General features: G+C 66.9%; 16 protein-coding genes. 9 read left to right on the top strand and 7 right to left on the bottom strand.

All coding sequences use genetic code 11. The features are described from left to right. The first annotated feature begins 6 nt into the window (after positions 1 to 6). Positions 7 to 1,512, top strand: coding sequence for a Ppx/GppA phosphatase family protein (locus ABIE65_RS11635; RefSeq protein ID WP_354077861.1), 1,506 nt, complete (start codon positions 7 to 9; stop codon positions 1,510 to 1,512). 16 nt (positions 1,513 to 1,528) lie between these two features. Here ABIE65_RS11635 and ABIE65_RS11630 read toward each other — a convergent pair whose 3' ends face one another. Together ABIE65_RS11630 and rnd are read right to left on the bottom strand one after the other, a co-directional pair. Beyond that, entirely contained in the window at positions 1,529 to 1,897 is a 369-nt protein-coding gene (locus ABIE65_RS11630; protein WP_354077859.1) for a VanZ family protein, read from the bottom strand. Positions 1,898 to 1,901: 4 nt separating this feature from the next. Further along, entirely contained in the window at positions 1,902 to 3,080 is a 1,179-nt protein-coding gene (rnd, locus tag ABIE65_RS11625; protein ID WP_354077858.1) for a ribonuclease D, read from the bottom strand. 102 nt (positions 3,081 to 3,182) lie between these two features. Here rnd and dacB point away from each other — a divergent pair, with 102 nt between their 5' ends. Next, complete coding sequence (dacB, locus tag ABIE65_RS11620; RefSeq protein WP_354077856.1) at positions 3,183 to 4,757, top strand: D-alanyl-D-alanine carboxypeptidase/D-alanyl-D-alanine endopeptidase; 1,575 nt, start codon at positions 3,183 to 3,185, stop codon at positions 4,755 to 4,757. Between the two features lie 44 nt (positions 4,758 to 4,801). On the opposite strand, the gene ABIE65_RS11615 is transcribed toward dacB, so the two are convergent. After that, entirely contained in the window at positions 4,802 to 6,067 is a 1,266-nt protein-coding gene (locus ABIE65_RS11615) for a serine hydrolase (protein WP_354077854.1), read from the bottom strand. A 315-nt stretch (positions 6,068 to 6,382) separates the two neighbouring features. Between ABIE65_RS11615 and clpS the strand changes: the two genes are divergently transcribed. The 3 genes from clpS to ABIE65_RS11600 all read left to right on the top strand — a co-directional run bounded on the left by clpS (position 6,383) and on the right by ABIE65_RS11600 (position 10,301). Continuing rightward, entirely contained in the window at positions 6,383 to 6,721 is a 339-nt protein-coding gene (gene clpS, locus ABIE65_RS11610) for an ATP-dependent Clp protease adapter ClpS (protein WP_354078008.1), read from the top strand. Between the two features lie 6 nt (positions 6,722 to 6,727). Beyond that, entirely contained in the window at positions 6,728 to 9,061 is a 2,334-nt protein-coding gene (gene clpA, locus ABIE65_RS11605) for an ATP-dependent Clp protease ATP-binding subunit ClpA (RefSeq protein WP_354077853.1), read from the top strand. A gap of 85 nt (positions 9,062 to 9,146) precedes the next feature. Then, positions 9,147 to 10,301: a D-alanyl-D-alanine carboxypeptidase family protein gene (locus tag ABIE65_RS11600; RefSeq protein ID WP_354077852.1), complete on the top strand. Its 1,155-nt coding sequence runs from the start codon at positions 9,147 to 9,149 to the stop codon at positions 10,299 to 10,301. Positions 10,302 to 10,334: 33 nt separating this feature from the next. Here ABIE65_RS11600 and ABIE65_RS11595 read toward each other — a convergent pair whose 3' ends face one another. The 4 genes from ABIE65_RS11595 to ABIE65_RS11580 form a co-directional block, all read right to left on the bottom strand. Next, complete coding sequence (locus ABIE65_RS11595) at positions 10,335 to 11,255, bottom strand: sulfite exporter TauE/SafE family protein (RefSeq protein ID WP_354077851.1); 921 nt, start codon at positions 11,253 to 11,255, stop codon at positions 10,335 to 10,337. A 30-nt stretch (positions 11,256 to 11,285) separates the two neighbouring features. Next, positions 11,286 to 12,284 carry a tryptophan--tRNA ligase gene (gene trpS, locus ABIE65_RS11590; RefSeq protein WP_354077850.1) on the bottom strand — a complete coding sequence of 333 codons (999 nt, stop codon included), beginning with the start codon at positions 12,282 to 12,284 and terminating at the stop codon, positions 11,286 to 11,288. A gap of 103 nt (positions 12,285 to 12,387) precedes the next feature. After that, positions 12,388 to 13,941, bottom strand: coding sequence for a murein biosynthesis integral membrane protein MurJ (gene murJ / locus ABIE65_RS11585; RefSeq protein ID WP_354077849.1), 1,554 nt, complete (start codon positions 13,939 to 13,941; stop codon positions 12,388 to 12,390). A 62-nt stretch (positions 13,942 to 14,003) separates the two neighbouring features. Further along, positions 14,004 to 16,844 carry a [protein-PII] uridylyltransferase gene (locus ABIE65_RS11580; protein ID WP_354077847.1) on the bottom strand — a complete coding sequence of 947 codons (2,841 nt, stop codon included), beginning with the start codon at positions 16,842 to 16,844 and terminating at the stop codon, positions 14,004 to 14,006. Between the two features lie 209 nt (positions 16,845 to 17,053). On the opposite strand from ABIE65_RS11580, the gene ABIE65_RS11575 reads away from it, so the two are divergent. The 4 genes from ABIE65_RS11575 (at position 17,054) to ABIE65_RS11560 (ending at position 20,790) form a co-directional block, all read left to right on the top strand. After that, positions 17,054 to 17,404 carry a hypothetical protein gene (locus ABIE65_RS11575; protein ID WP_354077846.1) on the top strand — a complete coding sequence of 117 codons (351 nt, stop codon included), beginning with the start codon at positions 17,054 to 17,056 and terminating at the stop codon, positions 17,402 to 17,404. Positions 17,405 to 17,642: 238 nt separating this feature from the next. After that, the gene (locus tag ABIE65_RS11570) at positions 17,643 to 19,016 is read left to right on the top strand and encodes an aspartate aminotransferase family protein (RefSeq protein ID WP_354077845.1); all 1,374 of its coding nucleotides are present in this window, start codon (positions 17,643 to 17,645) and stop codon (positions 19,014 to 19,016) included. Continuing rightward, positions 19,016 to 20,158: an NAD(P)/FAD-dependent oxidoreductase gene (locus ABIE65_RS11565; RefSeq protein ID WP_354077844.1), complete on the top strand. Its 1,143-nt coding sequence runs from the start codon at positions 19,016 to 19,018 to the stop codon at positions 20,156 to 20,158. The genes ABIE65_RS11570 and ABIE65_RS11565 overlap by 1 nt, the downstream gene beginning before the upstream one ends. Then, the gene (locus ABIE65_RS11560) at positions 20,155 to 20,790 is read left to right on the top strand and encodes an HAD-IA family hydrolase (protein ID WP_354077843.1); all 636 of its coding nucleotides are present in this window, start codon (positions 20,155 to 20,157) and stop codon (positions 20,788 to 20,790) included. Before ABIE65_RS11565 ends, ABIE65_RS11560 begins: the two co-directional genes overlap by 4 nt. The last annotated feature ends 3 nt before the right edge of the window (positions 20,791 to 20,793 follow it).

The following is a 20,793-nucleotide window of genomic DNA, read 5'->3' as shown; positions in this document are numbered from 1 at the left end:
GGGCGGATGAGGGGAACACGCCGAGCCCCCGGCAAGGGCGAGCGCATCGCCGTCATCGACATCGGGTCGAACTCGATCCGTCTCGTCATCTTCGACAAGGCCGCGCGCGTCCTGCAGCAGGTCTTCAACGAGAAGGTCATGTGCGGCCTCGGCCGCGGCTTTGATGAAACGGGCCGGCTCAACGCCGATGGGGTTGTTCAGGCGCTGGAGAACCTGCCGCGTTTCGCGGCCGTCGCCCGTGCGATGGGCGCGCACCGCATCGAGGGTTTCGCCACGGCCGCCGCGCGCGAGGCATCCGACGGGCCGGCCTTTCTCGCCGAAGTCGAAGCACGCTGCGGCTTTTCCGTCCGGCTGCTCAGCGGCAACGAGGAGGCGCGCCTGTCGGCGCTAGGGGTCGTGTCCGGCATCATCGAGGCCGACGGCTTGGTCGGGGATCTGGGAGGCGGCAGTCTCGAACTGGTCGACGTGCGTGCCGGTGTCGTCGGTGCTGGCGAGACCGGACGTCAGACGACGCTGCCGCTCGGGCCCTTCCGCCTCATGCGCGAAGGCAAGCCGGAGGCGATGATCCAGTCTATCGACCGTCACCTCGATTCCGTGCCCTGGATCGACGAGGCGCGGGGCCGTGCGCTCTATCCGGTCGGCGGGACCTGGCGCACCTTCGCGCGCATTCACATGAACCACGTCAACTACCCGCTGCACGTCATTCACAACTATGCGCTGGATGCGCGTCAAACCGCCGATCTGGCCGGGATCCTCGCCCGGCTGGGCCGCAAGTCGCTGCAGCGGCTGAAGGGAGCGTCGAAGCGCCGGCTGGAGACGCTGCCGTACGGCGCGCTGGTGCTCGAGCGCCTGCTGCGGCGGGTGGAACCGAAAACGGTGGTCTTCTCGGCGTACGGCGTACGCGAGGGGGTGGTCTTCGACGGCCTCACCGGGCGCGAACGCGAATCGGACCCACTCCTGCTCGCCTGTGCCGATCCGGCACAGCATGGCGGCCGTTTTACCGCCGACGGAGATGTCCTGTTCGGGTGGATGGCGCCGCTGTTCGAGGGGCGGCCGGACGTCGTGTCACCGAGGCTTCGTCTGGCGGCATCGTGGCTGGCGGACACGGCCGGTCTCGATCACCCCGACTATCGCGGCGAACATGCCTTCTTCAAGGCGCTGCGCATGCCGGTTGTCGGCATCGACCATCCCGGCCGCGCCTTCCTGGCGCTGGCGCTGCTCGCCCGTTACGAGGGCAATGCGGATGCGCCGTTCGCCGGAACCGCCAAGGCCCTGGTGAGCCCAGAGGAACTGCGCGCGGCGGTGGTTACGGGGCTGGCGCTGCGCGTCGCCATGGCGGTCGCGGTCGGTGCGACGGAACTGCTCTTGCGAACGAAGCTGGTCACGGGGGCCGACAGCCTAGTACTCCTGGTTCCCGACGATCCGGGTTTCGGCGGCGAGGCGCTCCGGCGGCGGCTGCAGGCACTAGGCGAAGCGCTCGGTCTTCCCCGCACGGGTCTGGTTACTACCTGAGATTGTAGCGGACCGCTCAGGCTGGCGACGATGCAGGAAGCAACCGCCTGACGGCGACGGCACAGATGACGCCGATGCCGACGCCGATCACGTCCGCCACCGCATCGCCGACGCTCGCCGAGCGGCCGGGTACGAGGGACTGTAGCAGTTCGATCGCCGGACCGGCGATCACCACGCTCGCCAGGGGCCAGCCGAGGAAGCCCGGCGGGCGCCATGCGATCTTCGCGAGAAAGGCCAGGCCGGCGTAGGCGGCGAAATGCTGGATCTTGTCGGAGACCTCGATCTCCGGCATCTCCGCCGCGGGTGTCAGGGAGCCCACCACAACCACCAGGGCCGCGACCACGAAGGCGGCGCGCGCCAGGGTACGCAGCAGATCCCGCGACATCGCGTCAGGCCGTCTCGCCGCCGCCGTCCGCACCCGGCACCGGAACGACCTCCAGCCCACGCCCCTTGATCGCGAGGGCGACGCGGCCATGCTTCACCGCGAGCGCCGTCTCGCCGAAGACCTCGCGCCGCCAGCCGTGCAGTGCCGGCACGTCGGCATTGTCGTCCATGGCGATCGCTTCGAGATCGGCGGTGTTGGCCACGAGCTTGGGCGCGACCCCGTGCTGGTCGCAGCTCATCTTCAGGAGGACCTTCAGCAGCTCGACGACCGGCGTCAGACTGGACGGCAGGTCCACGCGGACGGCCGGCTTCGGCCGGTCGGCGGGTGCCACCGCAACGCCTTCGGCGATGGCGTCCAGAAGAGCCTTGCCGTGCCGGCCCTCGGCGAAGCCCTTCGGCAGGCCGCGGCTGCGTGCGAGCGCCTCGGGCGTCTTCGGCGCCTGGGCCGCGATGTCCAGAAGGGTATCGTCGCGTAGCACCCAGTTGCGCGGGCTGTTGCGCTGCTGTGCCTCGCGCTCGCGCCAGGCTGCGACCGCCTGAAGCACCGCGAGGAACCGTGGATTGTCGGTGCGCGGCCGAAGCCTTCGCCACGCGTTCTGCGGGTCGAGGTCGTAGGTGCCGTCGGCCACGAGCACGGCGTCCTCCTCCTCGACCCAAGCCGTCCTGCCTTCCCGGTCCAGCCGTTCCCGCAGCTTGATGTAGACGTCGCGCAGATGCGTGACGTCCGCCAGTGCGTAGGCCAGCTGTGGTGGCGTGAGCGGGCGGTTGGCCCAGTTGGTGAAGCGCGACATCTTATCGACGCGGCGGCCCGTCAGCGAGACGACCAAGGTTTCGTAGCCGACCGATTCGCCATAGCCGCACACCATGGCTGCGATCTGCGTGTCGAACACCGGCCGGGGCATGACCTTGCCCTGGTGCAGGAAGATCTCGATGTCCTGCCGCGCGGCGTGGAACACCTTGAGGACGGACTGGTTCGCCATCAGGTCGTAGACGGGCTGGAGGTCCAGCTCCGGCGCGAGAGGATCCACGGCCGCATGGCTGTCCGGTCCGGCGAGCTGCACCAGACAGAGCTTCGGCCAGTACGTGCTCTCGCGCATGAACTCGGTATCGACCGTGACGAAATCTGCGCCGGCGAGTTTCCCGCAGAAGTCTTCGAGTTCGGACTGTTCGGTTATGAGTGTCATCGCGCGCGGCTATACACGATGACGGCGTTGCGGCAAAGCACCCCGCACGTGAAGCGATGCAATTCGCTTCGATTTCCCGGCGGTTGCGGGTAATTTCGCGTCATGTCGTCCAGATTCAGCCGTCGCTGGGCCTCCGCGCTCGGCCTGATCGCCATCCTGTCCTTCTCCGCGGCGCCACCGGCGTTCGCGGCCGGTTCGGGGGCGGCACCCCCAGAAGACACTGCCGCAAGTCAGGTCGCCCGGTTCGGCTTCGCGGACGCGGAAGTCGGCTACGTCCTGCGCGACCTCAAGACGGGTGCGACGCTCGCGGCACATCTTCCCGACGAGGCATTCATCCCCGCGTCGGTCACGAAGGTCGGCACGGCCGTGGCCGCGTTGGAGATCCTCGGCGCCGAGTACCGCTTCGCGACGCGCCTGCTGATCGACGGAGCCGTCGAAGGCGAAACGCTGCGCGGGAACGTCTATCTCCAGGGCGGCGGCGACCCGCTGCTCGACAACGGCGCGCTTCGGCATCTGGCGCAATCCCTGCTCTCGGCGGGGATCAGGCGGGTCACGGGCCGGCTCGTCTATGACGAAACGGGACTGCCGGCCTACAATCGGATCGATGCGCTGCAGCCGGATGCGGCCTCTTACAATCCCGGCATCAGTGCGCTGTCGCTGAACTTCAATCGCGTCGAGTTGCAGTGGCATCGCCAAAAGGACGACAGCTTCAGCGCGGTGACGAACGCGATTTCGGACGGCCTCGTCATCCCCGTGGAGAGCTTCGCCTACGGTGCAGCCGATGCCACCCTCCCGGGTGGCGCACCGTTCATGCGGAGCAATGGGTCGATCGGCAGCGACAGCGAGGAGGCGGATTGGGTCTTCGACCCGTCGCTCGCCGACAAGGGCTATGCATGGCTGCCGGTGCATGAGGCCGGCGTCACCACCGCACGCGTATTCCGCAGCATCGCCCAAGGCGTGGGCGTGACCTTGCCCGAGCCCGAGGCGGGCATCACCCCCGCGACCGCACGCCTCGCGGACGTGAACGAGAGCCGGCCGGTCCCGGAGATCCTCCGCCTTCTGCTCAAGCACAGCAACAACCTGACGGCGGAGCTGATCGGCCTCAGTACCGCGCGGGCCATGGCGGGCCATCCCCTGCCGCTGGATCAGGCGAGCGCCGAAGTCGGACGCTGGTATGCGGGCCTGCTGCCGGGTGCCGGATGGGTGAGCTACGCGCCGCTGAACTTCTCCGGACTGACGTCGGCCGGTCGCGTGACGCCGAACCATATCGCCGCCATCCTGGGGAGAGGGGCTCAGGCCACCTATGGCGGGGTTAGCCTCGTGGACCTCATGCCGGCGCGGTCGGTCGAGGTAGTCGAAGAGGTGCAGGTCCGCACGAAGGCGACCAAGAAGAAGAAGTCGCGCCTGACCACGGTGAGCCGTTCGAAGAAGATCGGCACGAGCTACGCTAAGACCGGCACGATGGCGTATGTCCGCGGCCTCGCAGGGTATCTGGACACGGCGTCGGGCCGGCGTCTGGTTTTCGCCGTCTTCGTGAACGACCCTGCGGAGCGCGCCGCTCTGGACGCCTCGCCGGCGGTGCGGTCGCCTGTGCCGCCGCCGGGCAGCCGCCGCTGGCTCGGCCGCGCACGTGGCCTGGAGCAGGCGCTGTTGCGGGATTGGGCGAAGCGGTACTGATAGCCGTGGTGGGCCGGACGACGATCCCGCGGGCTTAAGATGCTCTAACTCTCGACCGCCAGACAGTCGCGCTTGCGTTGTTCGAGGGCGGCGCAGGCCGCCTTCGCCGCGTCGCGGGTGACGCCGACGACCCGAGCCCGATAGAGGGTGCGGCCGTCCTGGCCCACCATCGAGAAGGCACCCGGCTTCGCATCCCCGGGCAGGCGCGGCAACAGCTTCGCCGCTTCCTTCGCGATCCGCTGCGCATTCCCCCGGTCGGAGAACACACCGACCTGGATGGCCCAGCGCCCGCCGCCCGTTTCGAGGTCGCCCGCGCCGTCGTCGGAGTGGGCCGGTTGTATCGCGGCGGCACTCGACAGGGCCGCTGTCGACGAACGCGCCGCGGTGGCGATCGAAGCGACAGGAATCGCCGCCGGCGAAGACGGCGCGGGGCCGCCGGCGACCGCCCAGTCGAATCCCCGGTCCAGCAGGTCGGCGGTGTGGCGGTCGCGTGATCCTGCGCTCTCGCCGCCCAGGACGACCGCAATCAGACGACGCCCGTTGCGTTCCGCCGATGCCGCCAGGTTGAAACCGGAGGCGCGGATGTAGCCGGTCTTGATGCCATCGGCACCCGGATAGAATTGCAGCAGCCGGTTGTGCGACTGGTACACCTTGCCGCCGTGCTCGAAGCTGCCGGTCGAGAAGTAGTGGTAGTGCTTCCGATGGCCGTAGATCAGCGCTCGCGAGAGGATCGCCATGTCCAGCGCCGTCGTCACCTGGAGATCGTCCGGCAGCCCGGAGGCATTCCGGAAAACGGTGTCCTTCATGCCCAGTTCGCGAGCCTTCGCGGTCATCATCGCCGCGAAGGAGTATTCCGTCCCCCCGAGGGCCTCGGCGAGAACGACCGCGACATCGTTAGCGGACTTGGTCGTGAGCGCGCGGATCGCGTCGACGACGCGGATCATTTCCCCCGGGCGCAACCCGAGCTTGGATGGAGGCTGTGCCGCGGCGCGCGAAGACACCGGCAGGAGGCGGTCGGTCCTCAACGACTTGGCGTCCAGCGCGTCGAACGTGAGATAGAGGGTCATCATCTTCGTCAGCGACGCGGGGTAGGTCACCACGTCGGCGTTCGTGCTGTCGATGATGCTGCCGCTTTCCGCGTCCATAACCACGGATGCGTATTGTGCGGCCCCGGCCGCCCCGACGGTGATCAGCATGAGCCCGACCGCGGCTGTCATTGCCGCCGCTGCCGTGCGGAACCTGGAGATTGCGCGGCCGATCAGAGCGGGCCGCGGACCGATCGGCGTCTCCGTCACAGAGTCGGCAGTCACGATCCCTCCGTCGTCCATCTTCTGGCGCTGCGCCGATCACGGAAGACGTCCGCAATCGGACATCTCGCGCTTAGATCATGAGGTTCTGTGGCAAGCAATGCCCCTTATCCGTTGAAAAGAGGTAAATCTTGAATGTGTGTCATGACGGACTCACCATCATGGACGCGCCGGTCTCCCGGGATTGACGGCCCGGCCGGCGTGGCGGCGCAGATTGGGGCCGGAGGCGCCCTTTTCTCCGGGCATGCACAGGCCCACTATCTCTGTGGTAACATCACGTCCGATGTCGGGGCGGCGAACGGTGCGGTGGCCGAGGCGATGAGCGACGACGACAGACAGAATGGCGGTCGGAAGGGCGATGGCCCGGCCACAGGTGTCGTCGTCAAGGCGAAGCCGAAGACCAAGAAGCCGTCGATGTACAAGGTGTTGATGCTGAACGACGACTACACTCCCATGGAGTTCGTCGTTCATGTTCTCGAAGCTTTCTTCCATAAGAATCGAGAGGAAGCGACGCGCATCATGCTTCATGTCCACAGACGCGGTCTGGGCGTCTGCGGCGTCTATACCTACGAAGTGGCGGAAACGAAAGTGGCGCAGGTGGTCGATTTCGCCCGGCGCCATGAACATCCGCTGCAGCTGACCCTTGAGAAAGAGTAGCCCCGGATGCTGTCTCGGAATCTCGAACAGACTCTGCATCGCGCCCTCGCTTTCGCGTCGGCTCGGCGACACGAGTATGCGACGCTGGAGCATCTGCTGCTGGCGCTCACCGAGGATCAGGAGTGCGTCGCGGTCCTTCGCGCTTGCGGGCTCGACCTCGAAAAGCTCCGCGCGGAGCTCGTGGAATACCTGGACACCGAACTCGAGACGCTTGCGGTCAATCGCGGGGAAGATCCGAAGCCGACCGCCGGCTTTCAGCGCGTCCTTCAGCGGGCCGCCATCCACGTCCAGTCGTCGGGCCGGCAGGAAGTTACCGGCGCAAATGTTCTCGTAGCCCTGTTCTCGGAACGTGAGAGCCACGCGGTCTTCTTCTTGCAAGAGCAGGAGATGACCCGCCTGGATGCGGTCAACTATATCTCGCACGGCATCGCCAAGGTGCCGGGCCGGTCGGAGGAGCGTCGCGTGCGTGGCAGCGGTCCCGATGAGGCGCCGGGTTCCGGCGAGAGTCAGCCCTCCGCGAAGAAGGGTAACGACGCGCTCGAGGCGTATTGCGTCGACCTGAACGCGAAGGCGAAGAAGGGAATGATCGATCCGTTGATCGGCCGCGACGCGGAGGTCGAGCGGACGATCCAGATCCTGTGTCGCCGTACGAAGAACAACCCGCTCTACGTGGGTGACCCCGGCGTCGGCAAGACAGCGATCGCCGAAGGGCTGGCACGCAAGATCGTGGCGGGCGAGGTGCCGGACGTCCTTTCGGGCGCCACCATCTTCTCGCTCGACATGGGCGCGCTGCTGGCGGGGACGCGGTACCGCGGCGACTTCGAGGAACGGCTGAAGGCGGTCCTGCACGAACTGGACGCGCACAAGGATGCCGTTCTGTTCATCGACGAGATCCACACGGTCATCGGCGCGGGTGCGACGAGCGGCGGATCAATGGACGCGTCGAACCTGCTGAAGCCTGCCCTGGCCAGCGGCAACCTGCGCTGCATCGGATCGACGACCTATAAGGAATACCGGAACTATTTCGAGAAGGATCGGGCCCTCGTTCGGCGCTTCCAGAAGATCGACGTGCACGAGCCGTCGATGGAGGACGCGACCAAGATCCTGATGGGCCTGAAGCCTTATTACGAGAAGCACCACAACGTCCGGTACACGAACGACGCGATCCGGACGGCGGTCGAGCTGTCGGCACGCTACATCGGCGACCGCAAGCTGCCGGACAAGGCGATCGACGTGATCGACGAGGTCGGTGCGGCGCAGTTGCTGCTGCCGGCGTCGCGGCGGAAGAAGACGATCAACGTCCGCGACGTCGAGGCGATCGTGGCGAAGATCGCGCGCATTCCCCCGAAGAGCGTGTCGCGGGACGACCGGACCGTGCTGCAGAACCTCGAGCGTGACCTGCTGAACGTCGTGTTCGGCCAGGATCAGGCGGTCACCGCGCTGGCGAGCGCCATCAAGCTGTCGCGTGCCGGTCTCCGCGAGCCGGAGAAGCCGATCGGGTGCTACCTGTTCTCCGGCCCGACGGGCGTCGGCAAGACCGAGGCGGCACGCCAGCTGGCGCATTGCCTGGGGGTCGAACTGGTCCGTTTCGACATGTCGGAATACATGGAGCGGCACTCGGTCTCCCGTCTGATCGGTGCGCCGCCGGGCTATGTCGGCTTCGACCAAGGCGGCCTGTTGACCGATGCCGTCGACAAGAACCCGCACGTCGTCCTTCTGTTGGACGAGATCGAGAAGGCGCACCCGGACGTTTTCAACATCCTCCTGCAGATCATGGACTACGGGAAGCTGACGGATCACAACGGCAAGAATGTCGATTTCCGCAACATCGTCCTGATCATGACGACGAATGCCGGTGCGGCTGACATGGCGAAAGCGGCGATCGGGTTCGGTCGAGAGGCGCGTGTCGGCGAGGACGAGGAGGCGGTCAACCGCCTGTTCACGCCCGAGTTCCGCAATCGACTCGACGCCGTGATCCCGTTCCGACACCTGCCGCAGGAGGTCGTGCACCGGGTCGTCGACAAGTTCGTCATGCAGCTGGAGGCTCAACTCGCCGACCGGAGCGTCATGATCGAACTCACCGACGAGGCGCGCCAGTGGCTGTCCCGTAAGGGCTACACGCCCGCATACGGTGCGCGCCCGCTCGGCCGGATCATCCAGGAGCACGTCAAGAAGCCGCTGGCCGAAGAGCTGCTTTTCGGGCGGCTGACGAAGGGCGGCACGGTGCGCGTCGCGGTCGCCGCCGACGAGGACAAGCTGACGTTCGAGTATGTCGACGGATCCGCCGCCCCGCGTCCGCCACGGGCGACCAAGGGAAAAGAACCGGCGCTCGTCGAGTAGCGCCGGGTCAGGGTGCCGGGCGATCTCGCCCGGTTGGTTGGCAAGGCTCTCCGGGCTGGCAGCCTGCCTGCTCGGAGCCGCACCAGTGGCCGCAGCCGACCTGCCGGCCGTCGTGGCGGATGCGGCGACTGGCAACGTCCTTTATGCGGCGCGACCGCTCGACCCCTGGCGTCCCGCGTCGCTCACCAAACTGATGACGCTTTACCTCGTTTTCGAGGCGCTCGATGCGGGCGATCTCGGCGGCGAGGAGAGTTTGCCTGTCTCCGGCCGCGCTGCCGCGCAGCCGCCGACGAAACTCGGACTGGCCGCCGGCTCCGAGATTGCCGTGGACGACGCCGTCAGTGCGCTGATCGTGAGATCTGCGAACGACGTTGCCGTGGTGCTCGCCGAGGCAATTGCCGGCGATGAGGCGACCTTCGCCGCGTTGATGACGTTCCGGGCACGTGATCTCGGGATGGGCCGGACGAGCTTCGCCAATGCCAGCGGACTTCCCCACGCCGGCAATGTCACCGACGCCCGGGACATGGCAATCCTGGCGCGCGCCCTCCTGCAGCACTTTCCCGAGCAGGCGGACCGGTTCGCCATGCTCGGTATGTCCCACGGTGGGCGGATGCTGCCCAGCTACAACGGATTGCTGACCGCCTACGCCGGTGCTGACGGTATGAAGACCGGCTTCACCTGTGCCTCGGGCTACAACCTCGTGGGAACGGCGACGCGCGACGGGCGGCGCCTGATCGGCGTCGTGCTCGGAGCGACGAGCCGCGGCGCGCGGCTCGCCGCGATGCGCAATCTCCTCGACCGCGCGTTCGTCGACGGGCGCGCGGATGGGCCGCTCGCCGATCTGACGGGCCCCGCGCCTGCGACGGAACCGCCGGTGGTCATACCCCCCGCGGCATGCGGCCCCGCCGCGGAAGAGGAGATCCTGTTGACGGGCAGGTCAGCCCCCGCCGCACGCGCCGGCATCGGCGGCTGGGGCCTCACCTTGGGCATCCTGTCCGACAAGGCTGCTGCGCAAGGTCTGGTTGCCAGCGCCAGGAAGCGGATTGAACCGGCGATCACCGGCGGCAAGCCCGTCCTGATCGAACGCCGCGCCGCAGGGATCACGCGGTATTCGGCACTTCTCACCAACCTGTCGCAACAGCAGGCCGTCAGCGCGTGCCGGACCCTACGAGCGGCCAACGCCTATTGCGTCACACTCGGCCCCGAAGCGCTGAAGAACGCGCGGGCGATGTGGTGGTGAAGGAACCCGCCACTGCACCCGCCGCCGGGCAGATCAGCCGGGCAGGTTCGCGGCGATGCTGTAGATGTCCTCGGGCCGCGCGACGAGGTCGTAGAAGATCTTCCCGCACACCGCGAGCACCATGACGGCCAGCAGGAAGCGGAACTGTTCGGCCGGAAGGCGACCGCCCATCCGCGCGCCGATCTGCACGCCGAGCACCGAGCCGACCAGCAGGATGAGGGCGAGCAGGACGTCGACCGTCTGCGTGGCCATCGCCTGGAGGAAGGTGACGTTCGCCGTGACGAACAGGATCTGGAAGAGGGAGGTTCCGGCCACCACGGAGGTGGGCATTCCGATCAGGTAGATCATGGCCGGCACCATGATGAAGCCGCCGCCGACACCCATGATCGCCGCCAGCAGGCCGACCACGAAGCCTACTCCGAGCGGCATGAAGACGCTGATGTAAAGGCGCGAGCGCGGAAAGCGCATCTTCAGCGGCAGGCCGTGCAGCCAGATGTGCGTGTGTAGCTTGCGCCGCCGCCCGCCCGGCCGCCGCCGCTTGAGGATGGCGTTCAGGCTCTCGACGAACATGATGGCGCCGATCGAGCCTAGCATGATGATGTAGCAGAGCTGCACGACCAGATCGACTTGGCCCGCCTGCCGCAGAAGGTCGAACACCACCACGCCCAGGCCGGATCCGGCGATGCCCCCCGCAAGCAGTACCCCTCCCATGCGGAAGTCGATCGTCTTGCGTCGCCAGTGCGCCAGGACGCCGGCGATGGACGTGCCTACCAGCTGGTTGGCGGAACTGGCCACCGCCACCGGTGGCGGCACCCCCAGGAAGATGAGTATCGGCGTGAGCAGGAATCCCCCGCCGACCCCGAACAGGCCGGAAAGGAAGCCGATCGCCCAGCCGAGGCCCAGGAGAACGATCACGTTCTCCGAGATCTCCGCGATGGGTAGATAGATCTGCATGCGCCCCCGGCCTTCGGTCCGCCTCCGCCGTCAGGGCCGGAGTAGGCCGATCATATCGTGCACCTCGCGCAGGTGTCGCTCCGCAATGGCGTTCGCGGCCTCGGCCCCGCGTCGAAGAATGCCGTCGACATAGGCGGGATCGGCAACCAGCCGCTTCATCTCGCTGCCGATCGGACCGAGCGTGTCGACGGCGACCTCGGCGAGCGACTGCTTGAACTCGGCGAAGCCGCGGCCGCCATGCTCGGCCAGGACCGCCGCGCGATCCCGTCCGGTCAGGGCGCCGTAGATGCCGACGAGGTTGGCTGCCTCCGGGCGGCCTTCGAGACCCGACGTGTCGCTCGGCAGCGGCTCCGGGTCCGTCTTGGCACGGCGGATCTTCAGCGCGACGGTGTCGGCGTCGTCGGTCATGTTGATGCGCGAATATTCGGATGGATCCGACTTGCTCATCTTCGCGGTGCCGTCGCGCAGGCTCATGACGCGCGCCGCGGTGCCCATGATCTGTGGCTCGGGCAGGGGGAAATACTCCTGGCCGTACATGCGGTTGAAGGCGCCCGCGATGTCGCGCGCCAGTTCGAGATGCTGTTTCTGGTCCTCGCCGACCGGAACGTGGGTGGCCTTGTAGAGCAGGATGTCGGCCGCCATGAGCACGGGGTAGCCGAAGAGACCGAGCGAAGCGTTGTCGCGCTGCTTGCCGGCCTTCTCCTTGAACTGGGTCATCCGGTTCAGCCAGCCGATCGGCGTGATGCAGCCGAGCAGCCAGGAGAGCTGGCTGTGCCCGGCGACCGCCGACTGGTTGAAGATCACGCAGCGTTCGGGATCGATCCCGGCAGCGATGTAGGCCGCCGTGACTTCGCGCGTCGATCGGCGGAGTTCCTCGGGGTTCTGCGGAACCGTGATCGCGTGCAGATCGACGATGCAGAAGATGCAGTCATAGTCCTTCTGCAGCTGTACCCAGTTGCGGATCGCGCCGAGATAATTGCCCAGATGCAGGTTCCCGGTCGGTTGGACGCCCGAGAAGATGCGATTCATGACGCGCTCCGGATGGGGGTACACAGCTCGTGCGGTGTTATCCCCGCCATGCCCCATCAAATCAAGCGCGCCGCCCGGTTCCGGCAAGCCCGGGGCGCAGAAATCAGGATGGACGACGTCGCCGGAGATGGTCCCGAAGCTCCCGAAAATCCACCGCGCCCAGCACGTGCGCAGCGGCGAAGAAGAAGACGGCACCGCCCGCACATACCGCGGCAAGGATGCCGGCGCCGAGCGCGCTGCCGCCATGCATTGTCGAAGTCATCGGCCAGGCGACCGCCGCGAGTGCCGCCGACATCGCCAGCGAGGCGGCCGCGAGCCGCGGCACCGCGCGGAGCAGGCGCCGGTCGGCCGTCAGAAAACCGCGCCGGTTCAGTCCGACTGCGAGCCAGCCGGCGTTGATCCACGATGCGAGGGAGGTCGCCATCGCGAGACCGACATGCTCGAATGGAAAGACGAGCATGATCGAGAGGAGGATGTTCGCCGCCATGGTCCAGGCCGCGACGATGACTGGGGTGCGCGTGTCTTCGCGGGCGAAGAACGCCGGTGCGAGGACCTTCACGAGAACGAAGGCGGGCAACCCGACGGCGTAGGCGGCGAGGGTCCAAGCCGTCTCGGCGGTGTCGGCCAGCGTGAAGGCGCCCCGCTCGAACAGGACGCTGACGATCGGGCCCGCCAGGATGAGGAGTGCCGCACTTGCGGGCAGGGTCAGCAGCAGGGCGACCTCGATCGCGCGATTCGTCGTATGCCCCGCCGCATCGAGGTCGCTGCCGCGAAGCTCGCGGGCGAGGCGGGGCAGCAGCGCGGTTCCGATCGCGATGCCGATGACCCCGAGCGGCAACTGATACAGGCGGTCGGCATAGTAGAGATAAGCCACGGCGCCGGTCGGCAGCAGCGACGCGATCATGGTGCCGACCAGGAGGTTCACCTGCATCACGCCGGCACCGAGGGCTCCGGGGGCGATCAGGACGAGCAGCCGTTTGATCTGCGGCGTGATCCGGGGCAGGGTCGGCCGCAGCGACATGCCGGCATTGCGCATGGCGACGGCCAGGAGAAGGCACTGTCCGATCCCCGCTACCGCGACGCCCCACGAAAGGGCATGTCCGGGGCTGCCGGTCAGATCGGTGAGGAAGAGCAGCGCCGCGATCATGCAGATGTTCAGCACGATCGGCGCCGCCGCCGCCGCACCGAAGCGGTAGAGCCCGTTCAGGACGCCCGCCATCAGGGCCATCGCGGCCGTGAAAAGCAGATAGGGGAACGTGATGCGCGAGAACTCGACGGCCTGGGCGAGCTTGCCCGGATCGTCCGCGAAGCCCGGGGCCAGCGTCAGGACCAGCCATGGCATCGCCAGCTCGGCGACCACCGTGAGGACGAGGAGAATCGTGACCAGTACCGCCAGCGCCTGTTCGGCAAAACGCCTGGCGGCATCGGTGCCCTCCGCTTCGAGCGTCCGCGCGAACAGCGGTACGAAGGCGGCGGAGAAGGCTCCCTCGGCGAACAGCCGCCGGAAGAGGTTCGGCAGCCGGAACGCGACGAAGAAGGCGTCGGCCATGGGACCAGCGCCGAGCAACGCTGCAGTGATGAGGTCGCGGACGAGGCCTAGGACCCGGCTGGCGAGCGTGTAGCCGCCGACGGTGAAAATGGAACGGACGAGAGACACGCCGATTCAGGCGTCGGAGAAGCGAAGGCAGGCAGGTCTTCCTGCCATCATCGAACGCCCGGTCATGCGCGGCCCTTGCGCCGCGACGCAGGGGGAGGTGCACCTCGTATCCGGCGTTTGACCGAAGAGCGGTGCCGTGTCGGCTTTATCGGCCCCTGCTTCTCCTTCGCAGCGGCCGGATCGGCCATCGCCTGAAGCAAGGCTTCGCGCAGCTGGCGCAGCTTTCCTTCGTGCTCGATCTTCAGGCCGAACACGTCCTTAACATAGAAGACGTCGATCGCCGTTTCGCCGAAGGTGGCGATGCGGGCGGTGGCGATCTGCGCGCCGGCGCCGCTCAGGGCGCGGGTGACGTCGTAGAGGAAGCCGGAGCGGTCTCTGCCGTTCAGTTCGATAAGCGTGTGCGTGGCGCTTGCGCGGTTGTCGATCAGCACCCTCGGCTGCACCGTGAACACACTCGTCCGACTAGGCCAGGACGGCTGTCTGCGCAGTTCCTTGCGCAGATCGATCCTGCCGGCCAATGCGTCGCGGATCCTGTGCTCCAGCCGCTCCAGCCGCTCGGGCCGGTCATAGGCCTGCCCGTCGTCCGACTGGATCCAGAAGGTATCGACCGCGAGGCCGCTGCCCAGGGTGAAGATCCGGGCGTCGACGATGTTGCCGCCGGTCAGGGCTATGGCCCCGGCGATGCGCGAGAAGAGACCGGGATGGTCGGGCGTGCAGATGCTGATCTCGGTCGCGTCGCGGTCGCTGGCGACACGCGCTTCGACGACCAGCGGAGGGGTCGCCTTCTGGGTGCTCTCGACCAGACGCGCCTGGCGCGCCAGGGTCTCCGGATCGGCACTCAACCAGTAATAGGGCGGAGCCTCGGCCGCGTAGCGCTCGAAGGTGGCGTCGTCCCATTCGGGAAGCAGTTTGCGCACCGCAGCGAGCACCGGCGCCACGCGCGCCTGTCGGGGTTCGGCGTCGACGCCGCCGGACAGCTGCTCTTCGGCACGGAAGTACAGGCTGCGCAGCAGCGTCGCCTTCCAGTTGTTCCAGATGTCGGGCCCGACAGCACGGATGTCCGCGACGGTCAGAACCAGCAGGAGCCTCAGCCGTTCCGGCGAGCGGACTGCGGCGACGAAATCGCGAATCGTCTGCGGATCGTTCAAGTCCCGCTTGAAGGCGGTGTTACTCATCAGCAGGTGGTGGCGGACCAGCCAGGCGACCGTCTCGGTCTCCTCGGGCGTGAGGCCGAGCCGCGGGCAGAGATCTTGCGCCACCTTCGCACCGAGCACCGAGTGGTCGCCGCCGCGCCCTTTGGCGATGTCGTGCAGGAAGGTCGCCACGTAGAGAGCACGGCGCGAGACGATCTTGCCGACGACGTCGCTGGCGGCGGGGGCGCTGTCGCGGAGTTCGCCCTTCTCGATGCGGTTGAGGATGCCGATCGCCCGGATCGTGTGCTCGTCGACCGTGTAGGTGTGGTACATGTCGTACTGCATCTGCGCGACGACCCGCCCGAACGCCGGGATGAAGCGGGCCAGCACACCCGCCTCGCTGAGCCGCCGCAGCGCCGTCTCGGGATCGTCCGACGAGGTCAGCATCTCCACGAAGAGACGGTTCGCCTCCTCGTTTTCCCGCAACGTTCCATCGACTAGGCGCAGGTTCCGCGTGACCAGCCGCAGCGCGTGGGGATGGATGTCGTAGTTCCGCGCCTGGGCCGTATGGAAGAGCCGCAGCAGGTTGACCGGATCGGCCTTGAAACCGTCCGGATCGCGGATGTTGAGGCGCCCGGCTTCCGCCTGGAAGGCGCCGATGTTGCGCCCCCGAGGCAGGATCCGGGAAAGATCGAACCGTGGCTTGCGCTTGTGCTCGGCTTCGAGGGCGGCGCAGAAGATGCGCGTCAGGTCGCCCACGTCCTTGGCGGTCAGATAATAGTGCTTCATGAACCGCTCGACGCCGCGCGTTCCGGCACGGTCCGTGTAGCCCATGCGCGCGCCGATCTCGATCTGCATGTCGAAGGTCAGCCGATCCTCCGGCCTGTCGGTGAGATAGTGCAGATGACAGCGCACGGTCGAAAGGAACTCTTCCGCCTTCTCGAAGCGTCGCAGTTCCGCGCGGGTCAGGACGCAACGTCCTGCGAGGTCGGCGACATCCTCGACCTGATAGAGGTACTTGGCAATCCAGTAGAGGGTGTGCAGATCGCGCAGTCCTCCCTTGCCATCCTTGACGTTGGGCTCCAGCACGTAACGCGAATCGCCGAGGCGGCGGTGCCGCTGGTCGCGTTCGGCGAGCTTCGCCTCGAGGAATGCCGGGCCCGTTCCCTGGACCAACTCCGACAGGAACCGCCGCCGCAGATCCTCGTAGAGCACAGGCTCGCCCCAGATCCAGCGCGACTCCAGCAGGCTGGTGGCGATCGTCGTATCGTCGCGGGCGAGGCGGAGACATTCCTCCACGGTGCGCGTGGCGTGCCCCACCTTCAGGCCCGTGTCCCAGAGCATGTAGAGGACGTACTCGACCACCTGCTCGCTACGAGGCGTCTTCTTGTAGGGCAGCAGGAAAAGCAGGTCGATGTCGGACCATGGCGCGAGTTCGCCTCGGCCATAACCGCCGACCGCCGCGACGCAAATGCGGTCCCCCGTCGTCGGATTCGGTGCCGGGAAGACATAGGTCATCGCATAATCGAGCAGGTCGCGCAGCAACTGGTCGATCAGGTCGGCATTGGCGGCCATCGTGTGATGGACGGGAGCACCCGCCTCGAACGCAGCGCGGATCTGGCGGCGTCCGTCCGCCAACGTCTGCTTGACCTCTTCGAGCACGCGCGCCCGGGTCTGGGGCGTCGACGGGTCGTCGCCGGTGGCACTGCCGGCAATCGCCGACAGGAGGCTTATGGGCGCGAGACCCAACTCGCGGACCGCTGTGTCCATAACGCGTTCCTCATGGCGGGACGTCGATCGTCCGCGCCCGCTCTTGTTCGGGATAACATGGGATCGTTAACGGGACACGACGAGAGCGGACCGATCGAAATGGGAGGAAGGCGTGGCGATCCGGCGAGCCCTAGGCGGCGCGCAACCGACGCCCGGGCGGTGTTTCTATCGTGATAGGCTCCTTCGACGGCGGGGCCCGGAAGGGTTCGATGATGGATCTGAAGGACGATGACCCACTTGTCGGCAAAGAGCTTATTCGGGTCCAGATTGAGCGCTATGAAGTCCACCTCATGTTTGAGCGGCAATCAGTTCAGTTATGGGGTGCGTTTCGGCTGAGAGATGGTTCGGGAGTGATTTCAGAAATTGACCCGTCGAACCGAACCGGTGATCTGCGCGCGCTGTGGGAAATAATTGGTGACAAGGTGCGTGAGCTATTTTTCGCGAACTATGTACGGATGTGTACAGGGATAGTAATGATTGAGATAGATCATGGATATATAGGGGGGCGTATTTTGAATTTCGAGGAGTTGTTGGGCGCGTGTATCTTGGATGAATTTTAAATTATTCATGTAATGCGCGATTCGGATGCGGGTGTGTTTTATTTTGCGGAAGAGAAGTCATCGCGGGCGAGGGCGAGGCGCGAAGATCCGGATCCTAAGACGTTGAAGATCGAACACCTGCTTCTCCTACCAGAAAAGCCCCGACGGCCCGCCGAAGTGCCCGCCGCTCTAGGCTTACGGCTTGATCCTTGCTACGCCGCGCGTTCCAATGCGCCTCCGCCAGCAGGGATACACAGACATGCCGGACAGTGGCCTGACCAACTCGAAGATCGTCGCCGCCTATCGCGAGCGCACGCCGCGTTCCGCGGAACTCGCGGCCCGTGCGCAGGAGCTTTTCCCTAGCGGCATCACGCATGACGGGCGTTATCAGCTGCCCTACGGCATCTATGTCGATCATGCCGCCGGGGCGCGGAAGTGGGACGTCGACGGCAACGAGTATGTCGACTATTTCGGCGGCCACGGCGCCCTGCTGCTCGGCCACAATCACCCCGAGGTGATGGCCGCCGTCCATGCGACCATCGACAAGGGTACCCATTTCGGTGCGAATCACGAAGGCGAGGTCCTCTGGGGCGAGGCCGTGCGACGCATGGTGCCGTCCGCCGAACGCGTGCGCTTCACCTCGTCGGGAACCGAAGCGACGCATATGGCGCTGCGCTTGGCCCGCGCCTTCACCGGCCGACGCAAGGTGATCCGCCTGCGCACGCATTTCCACGGCTGGCACGACCACATGACGTCGGGGATGAGCAATCACTTCGACGGCTCCGCCACCGTCGGTGTGCTGGCCGGGGTGGCCGAGGGGGTCGTGCTGGTCGATCCGGGCGACACGGCTCAGGTCGAAGCGGCGATGGCGGCCGGCGATGCCGCCGCGATGATCTTCGAGCCGACGGGAGCCTCCTTCGGCATGGTGCCGCTGGCGCCGGACTATCTGCATGCGGTGCGTGAGATGGCGACCCGGCATGGCGTCGTCCTGATTTTCGACGAGGTGGTCACCGGCTTCCGGGTCTCGCCGGGCGGCGCACAGCAGGAATATGGCGTCACCCCGGATCTCACGACCCTCGCGAAGATCCTGGCCGGCGGCCTGCCCGGCGGCGCGCTGGTCGGGCGGCACGACATTCTCGACTTCCTCGACTTCGCGGTGTCGAAGGCGGCCGGACGAGAGAAGGTGCAGCATCAGGGCACGTTCAATGCGAACCCGGCATCCGCGGCCGCCGGTATCGCGACCCTGAAACTGATCGAGACAACGGACGCCTGCGCGCGCGCCAATGCCTATGGTGCGGCATTGCGGGACGGGCTCAACGCCGTGTTCGCCGCCGAGCGGGTGGGTTGGGCTGCCTACGGCACCTTCTCCGGCTTCCACGTCTTCACCAACCCGAAGCGCCGCGAAATCGTCCCTGGCTCCTTCGATCCCGCGGACTTCTCATTCGACGAACTGAAGAATTTCGACGCCGACATGGTGCGCAAGCTGCGCCTGGCGTTGATGGTCGGCGGCGTCGACATCCAGGGACGGCCCGGCGGCGTTATCTCCGCCGCGCACGGCGAGGCGGAACTTGCACGCACCGTCGAGGCGTTCCGCGGTGCGATCCGCATGCTGAAGGAGGACGGAGACCTCTGATGGATGCCGACTTTCTCATCGTCGGCGGCGGCATGGCGGGCGCGTCTGCCGCCTTCTTCCTCTCGGAAGGTGCCAAGGTTCTCCTGCTCGAACGGGAATCTCAGCCGGGATATCACTCCACGGGGCGGTCGGCAGCACTCTATTCCCAGGCCTATGGCAACGCCGCGATCCGGGCGTTGACGGTTGCGGGCAAGCCATTCTTCGACGCGCCGCCGGCCGGTTTCGCCGACCACCCGCTGCTGACGCCGCGCGGCGCCCTGTTCATCGCCCGGGCTGATCAGGCGGATAAGGTGGCGCGCGAGGTCGCCGAGGTGCGGCGGCTCGTGCCGGCCGTGCGGGAACTGGCGGCCGCCGAAGCGCGCGCGCTGGTTCCGGTCCTGCGTCCGGACTATGTCGCCGCGGCGAGCATGGAGCCGGACGCGATGGACATGGACGTCCATGCGATCCACCAGGGCTTCCTGCGCGGGTTGCGGTCGCGCGGTGGCCGGGTGGTCGGGGATGCCGAGGTCACGGGGCTGACCCGCACCAGTGCCGGCTGGACCATCGAGACTTCGGCCGGCAGCTTCTCCGCACCGGTCGTTATCAATGCGGCTGGCGCGTGGTGCGACGTGGTCGCGTCGCTCGCCGGTTTGGAGCCCCTGGGCCTCGTGCCGAAGCGCCGTACCGGTTTCATCTTTCCTGTGCCGGAAGGCGCCGACGCCGCGGCTTGGCCGATGGTTTGCGACATTGACGAGACGTTCTACTTCAAGCCGGAAGCGGGAAAGCTTCTCGGATCGCCGGCGGACGAGACGCCGATGGCGCCGTGCGACGTCCAGCCGGAAGAACTCGACATCGCGATCGCCGCGGATCGTATCCAGACCGCCTGCGATTTCGAGATCCGCCGCATCGAGCGAAGCTGGGCGGGACTGCGCTCCTTTTTCCCGGACAAGACCCCCGCCGTCGGCTTCGATCGACGTACGGACGGCTTCTTCTGGCTAGCCGGGCAGGGCGGCTATGGCATTCAGACGGCCCCGGGTATGGGGAGGCTGACCGCGGCGCTGGCGACAGGCAGGCGGGTGCCGTCGGACCTTGTCGACCTGGGCCTGGAGGAGGCCGCCGTTGCGCCCGGAAGGTTCGCCGGACGATCCGAGGAAACAGCATGAGTGACAAGCCCGTCCGCGCCGTCCTCTGGGACTTCGGCGGCGTGATCACCGAAAGCCCCTTCGTCGCCTTTGCTCGCCATGAGCGCGAAACGGGGCTGCCGGACGGCTTCATCCGCATGCTGAACACACGGAACCCCGATACCAACGCCTGGGCGAGGTTCGAGCGTAGCGAAATCGACCTCGACGCCTTCTGCCCGCTGTTCGAGGCTGAAGCGTTGGAGGCCGGGCACAGGCTGGACGGCAGGGCCGTGGTGGCGCTGCTCGCTGGTCCGGTGCGACCGGAGATGGTCGGGGCGCTGAGGCGCCTGCGGGATCGCTATCGGATCGCGTGCCTTACCAACAACGTTCGGTCCGCGGCACGGCCGCCGGAGCAGGCCAGGGCGGTTGCAGAGGCGATGTCGCTGTTCCATGCAGTGATCGAGTCCAGCAAGGTCGGGGTTCGCAAGCCGGAGCCGCGCTTCTACGAGATTGCTTGCGAAGCGCTCGGCGTGGCACCGGACGAGGCGGTCTTCCTGGACGATCTCGGCGTGAACCTGAAGACGGCGCGCGCGATGGGGATGCGCACGATCAAGGTGGAGAGGGCCTCGCAGGCTCTAGGCGAACTGGAAAGCGTGCTGGGCCACCCGGTGTAGGAC

Source organism: Constrictibacter sp. MBR-5, from assembly GCF_040549485.1.
Taxonomy (GTDB): Bacteria; Pseudomonadota; Alphaproteobacteria; order JAJUGE01; family JAJUGE01; genus Constrictibacter.
The sequence above is the reverse complement of the archived record's forward strand: the minus strand, read 5'-3'. Positions and strand labels throughout refer to the sequence as shown.

Bases quoted from the DNA above. Each gene is read 5' to 3' on its own strand.
- clpS (WP_354078008.1), top strand. From the start codon at position 6,383: ATGAGCGACGACGACAGACAGAATGGCGGTCGGAAGGGCGATGGCCCG.
- ABIE65_RS11570 (WP_354077845.1), top strand. From the start codon at position 17,643: ATGCCGGACAGTGGCCTGACCAACTCGAAGATCGTCGCCGCCTATCGC.
- trpS (WP_354077850.1), bottom strand. From the start codon at position 12,284: ATGAATCGCATCTTCTCGGGCGTCCAACCGACCGGGAACCTGCATCTG.
- rnd (WP_354077858.1), bottom strand. From the start codon at position 3,080: ATGACACTCATAACCGAACAGTCCGAACTCGAAGACTTCTGCGGGAAA.
- ABIE65_RS11595 (WP_354077851.1), bottom strand. From the start codon at position 11,255: ATGCAGATCTATCTACCCATCGCGGAGATCTCGGAGAACGTGATCGTT.
- ABIE65_RS11580 (WP_354077847.1), bottom strand. From the start codon at position 16,844: ATGGACACAGCGGTCCGCGAGTTGGGTCTCGCGCCCATAAGCCTCCTG.
- ABIE65_RS11635 (WP_354077861.1), top strand. From the start codon at position 7: ATGAGGGGAACACGCCGAGCCCCCGGCAAGGGCGAGCGCATCGCCGTC.
- ABIE65_RS11565 (WP_354077844.1), top strand. From the start codon at position 19,016: ATGGATGCCGACTTTCTCATCGTCGGCGGCGGCATGGCGGGCGCGTCT.
- dacB (WP_354077856.1), top strand. From the start codon at position 3,183: ATGTCGTCCAGATTCAGCCGTCGCTGGGCCTCCGCGCTCGGCCTGATC.
- ABIE65_RS11560 (WP_354077843.1), top strand. From the start codon at position 20,155: ATGAGTGACAAGCCCGTCCGCGCCGTCCTCTGGGACTTCGGCGGCGTG.
- ABIE65_RS11630 (WP_354077859.1), bottom strand. From the start codon at position 1,897: ATGTCGCGGGATCTGCTGCGTACCCTGGCGCGCGCCGCCTTCGTGGTC.
- ABIE65_RS11575 (WP_354077846.1), top strand. From the start codon at position 17,054: ATGATGGATCTGAAGGACGATGACCCACTTGTCGGCAAAGAGCTTATT.
- clpA (WP_354077853.1), top strand. From the start codon at position 6,728: ATGCTGTCTCGGAATCTCGAACAGACTCTGCATCGCGCCCTCGCTTTC.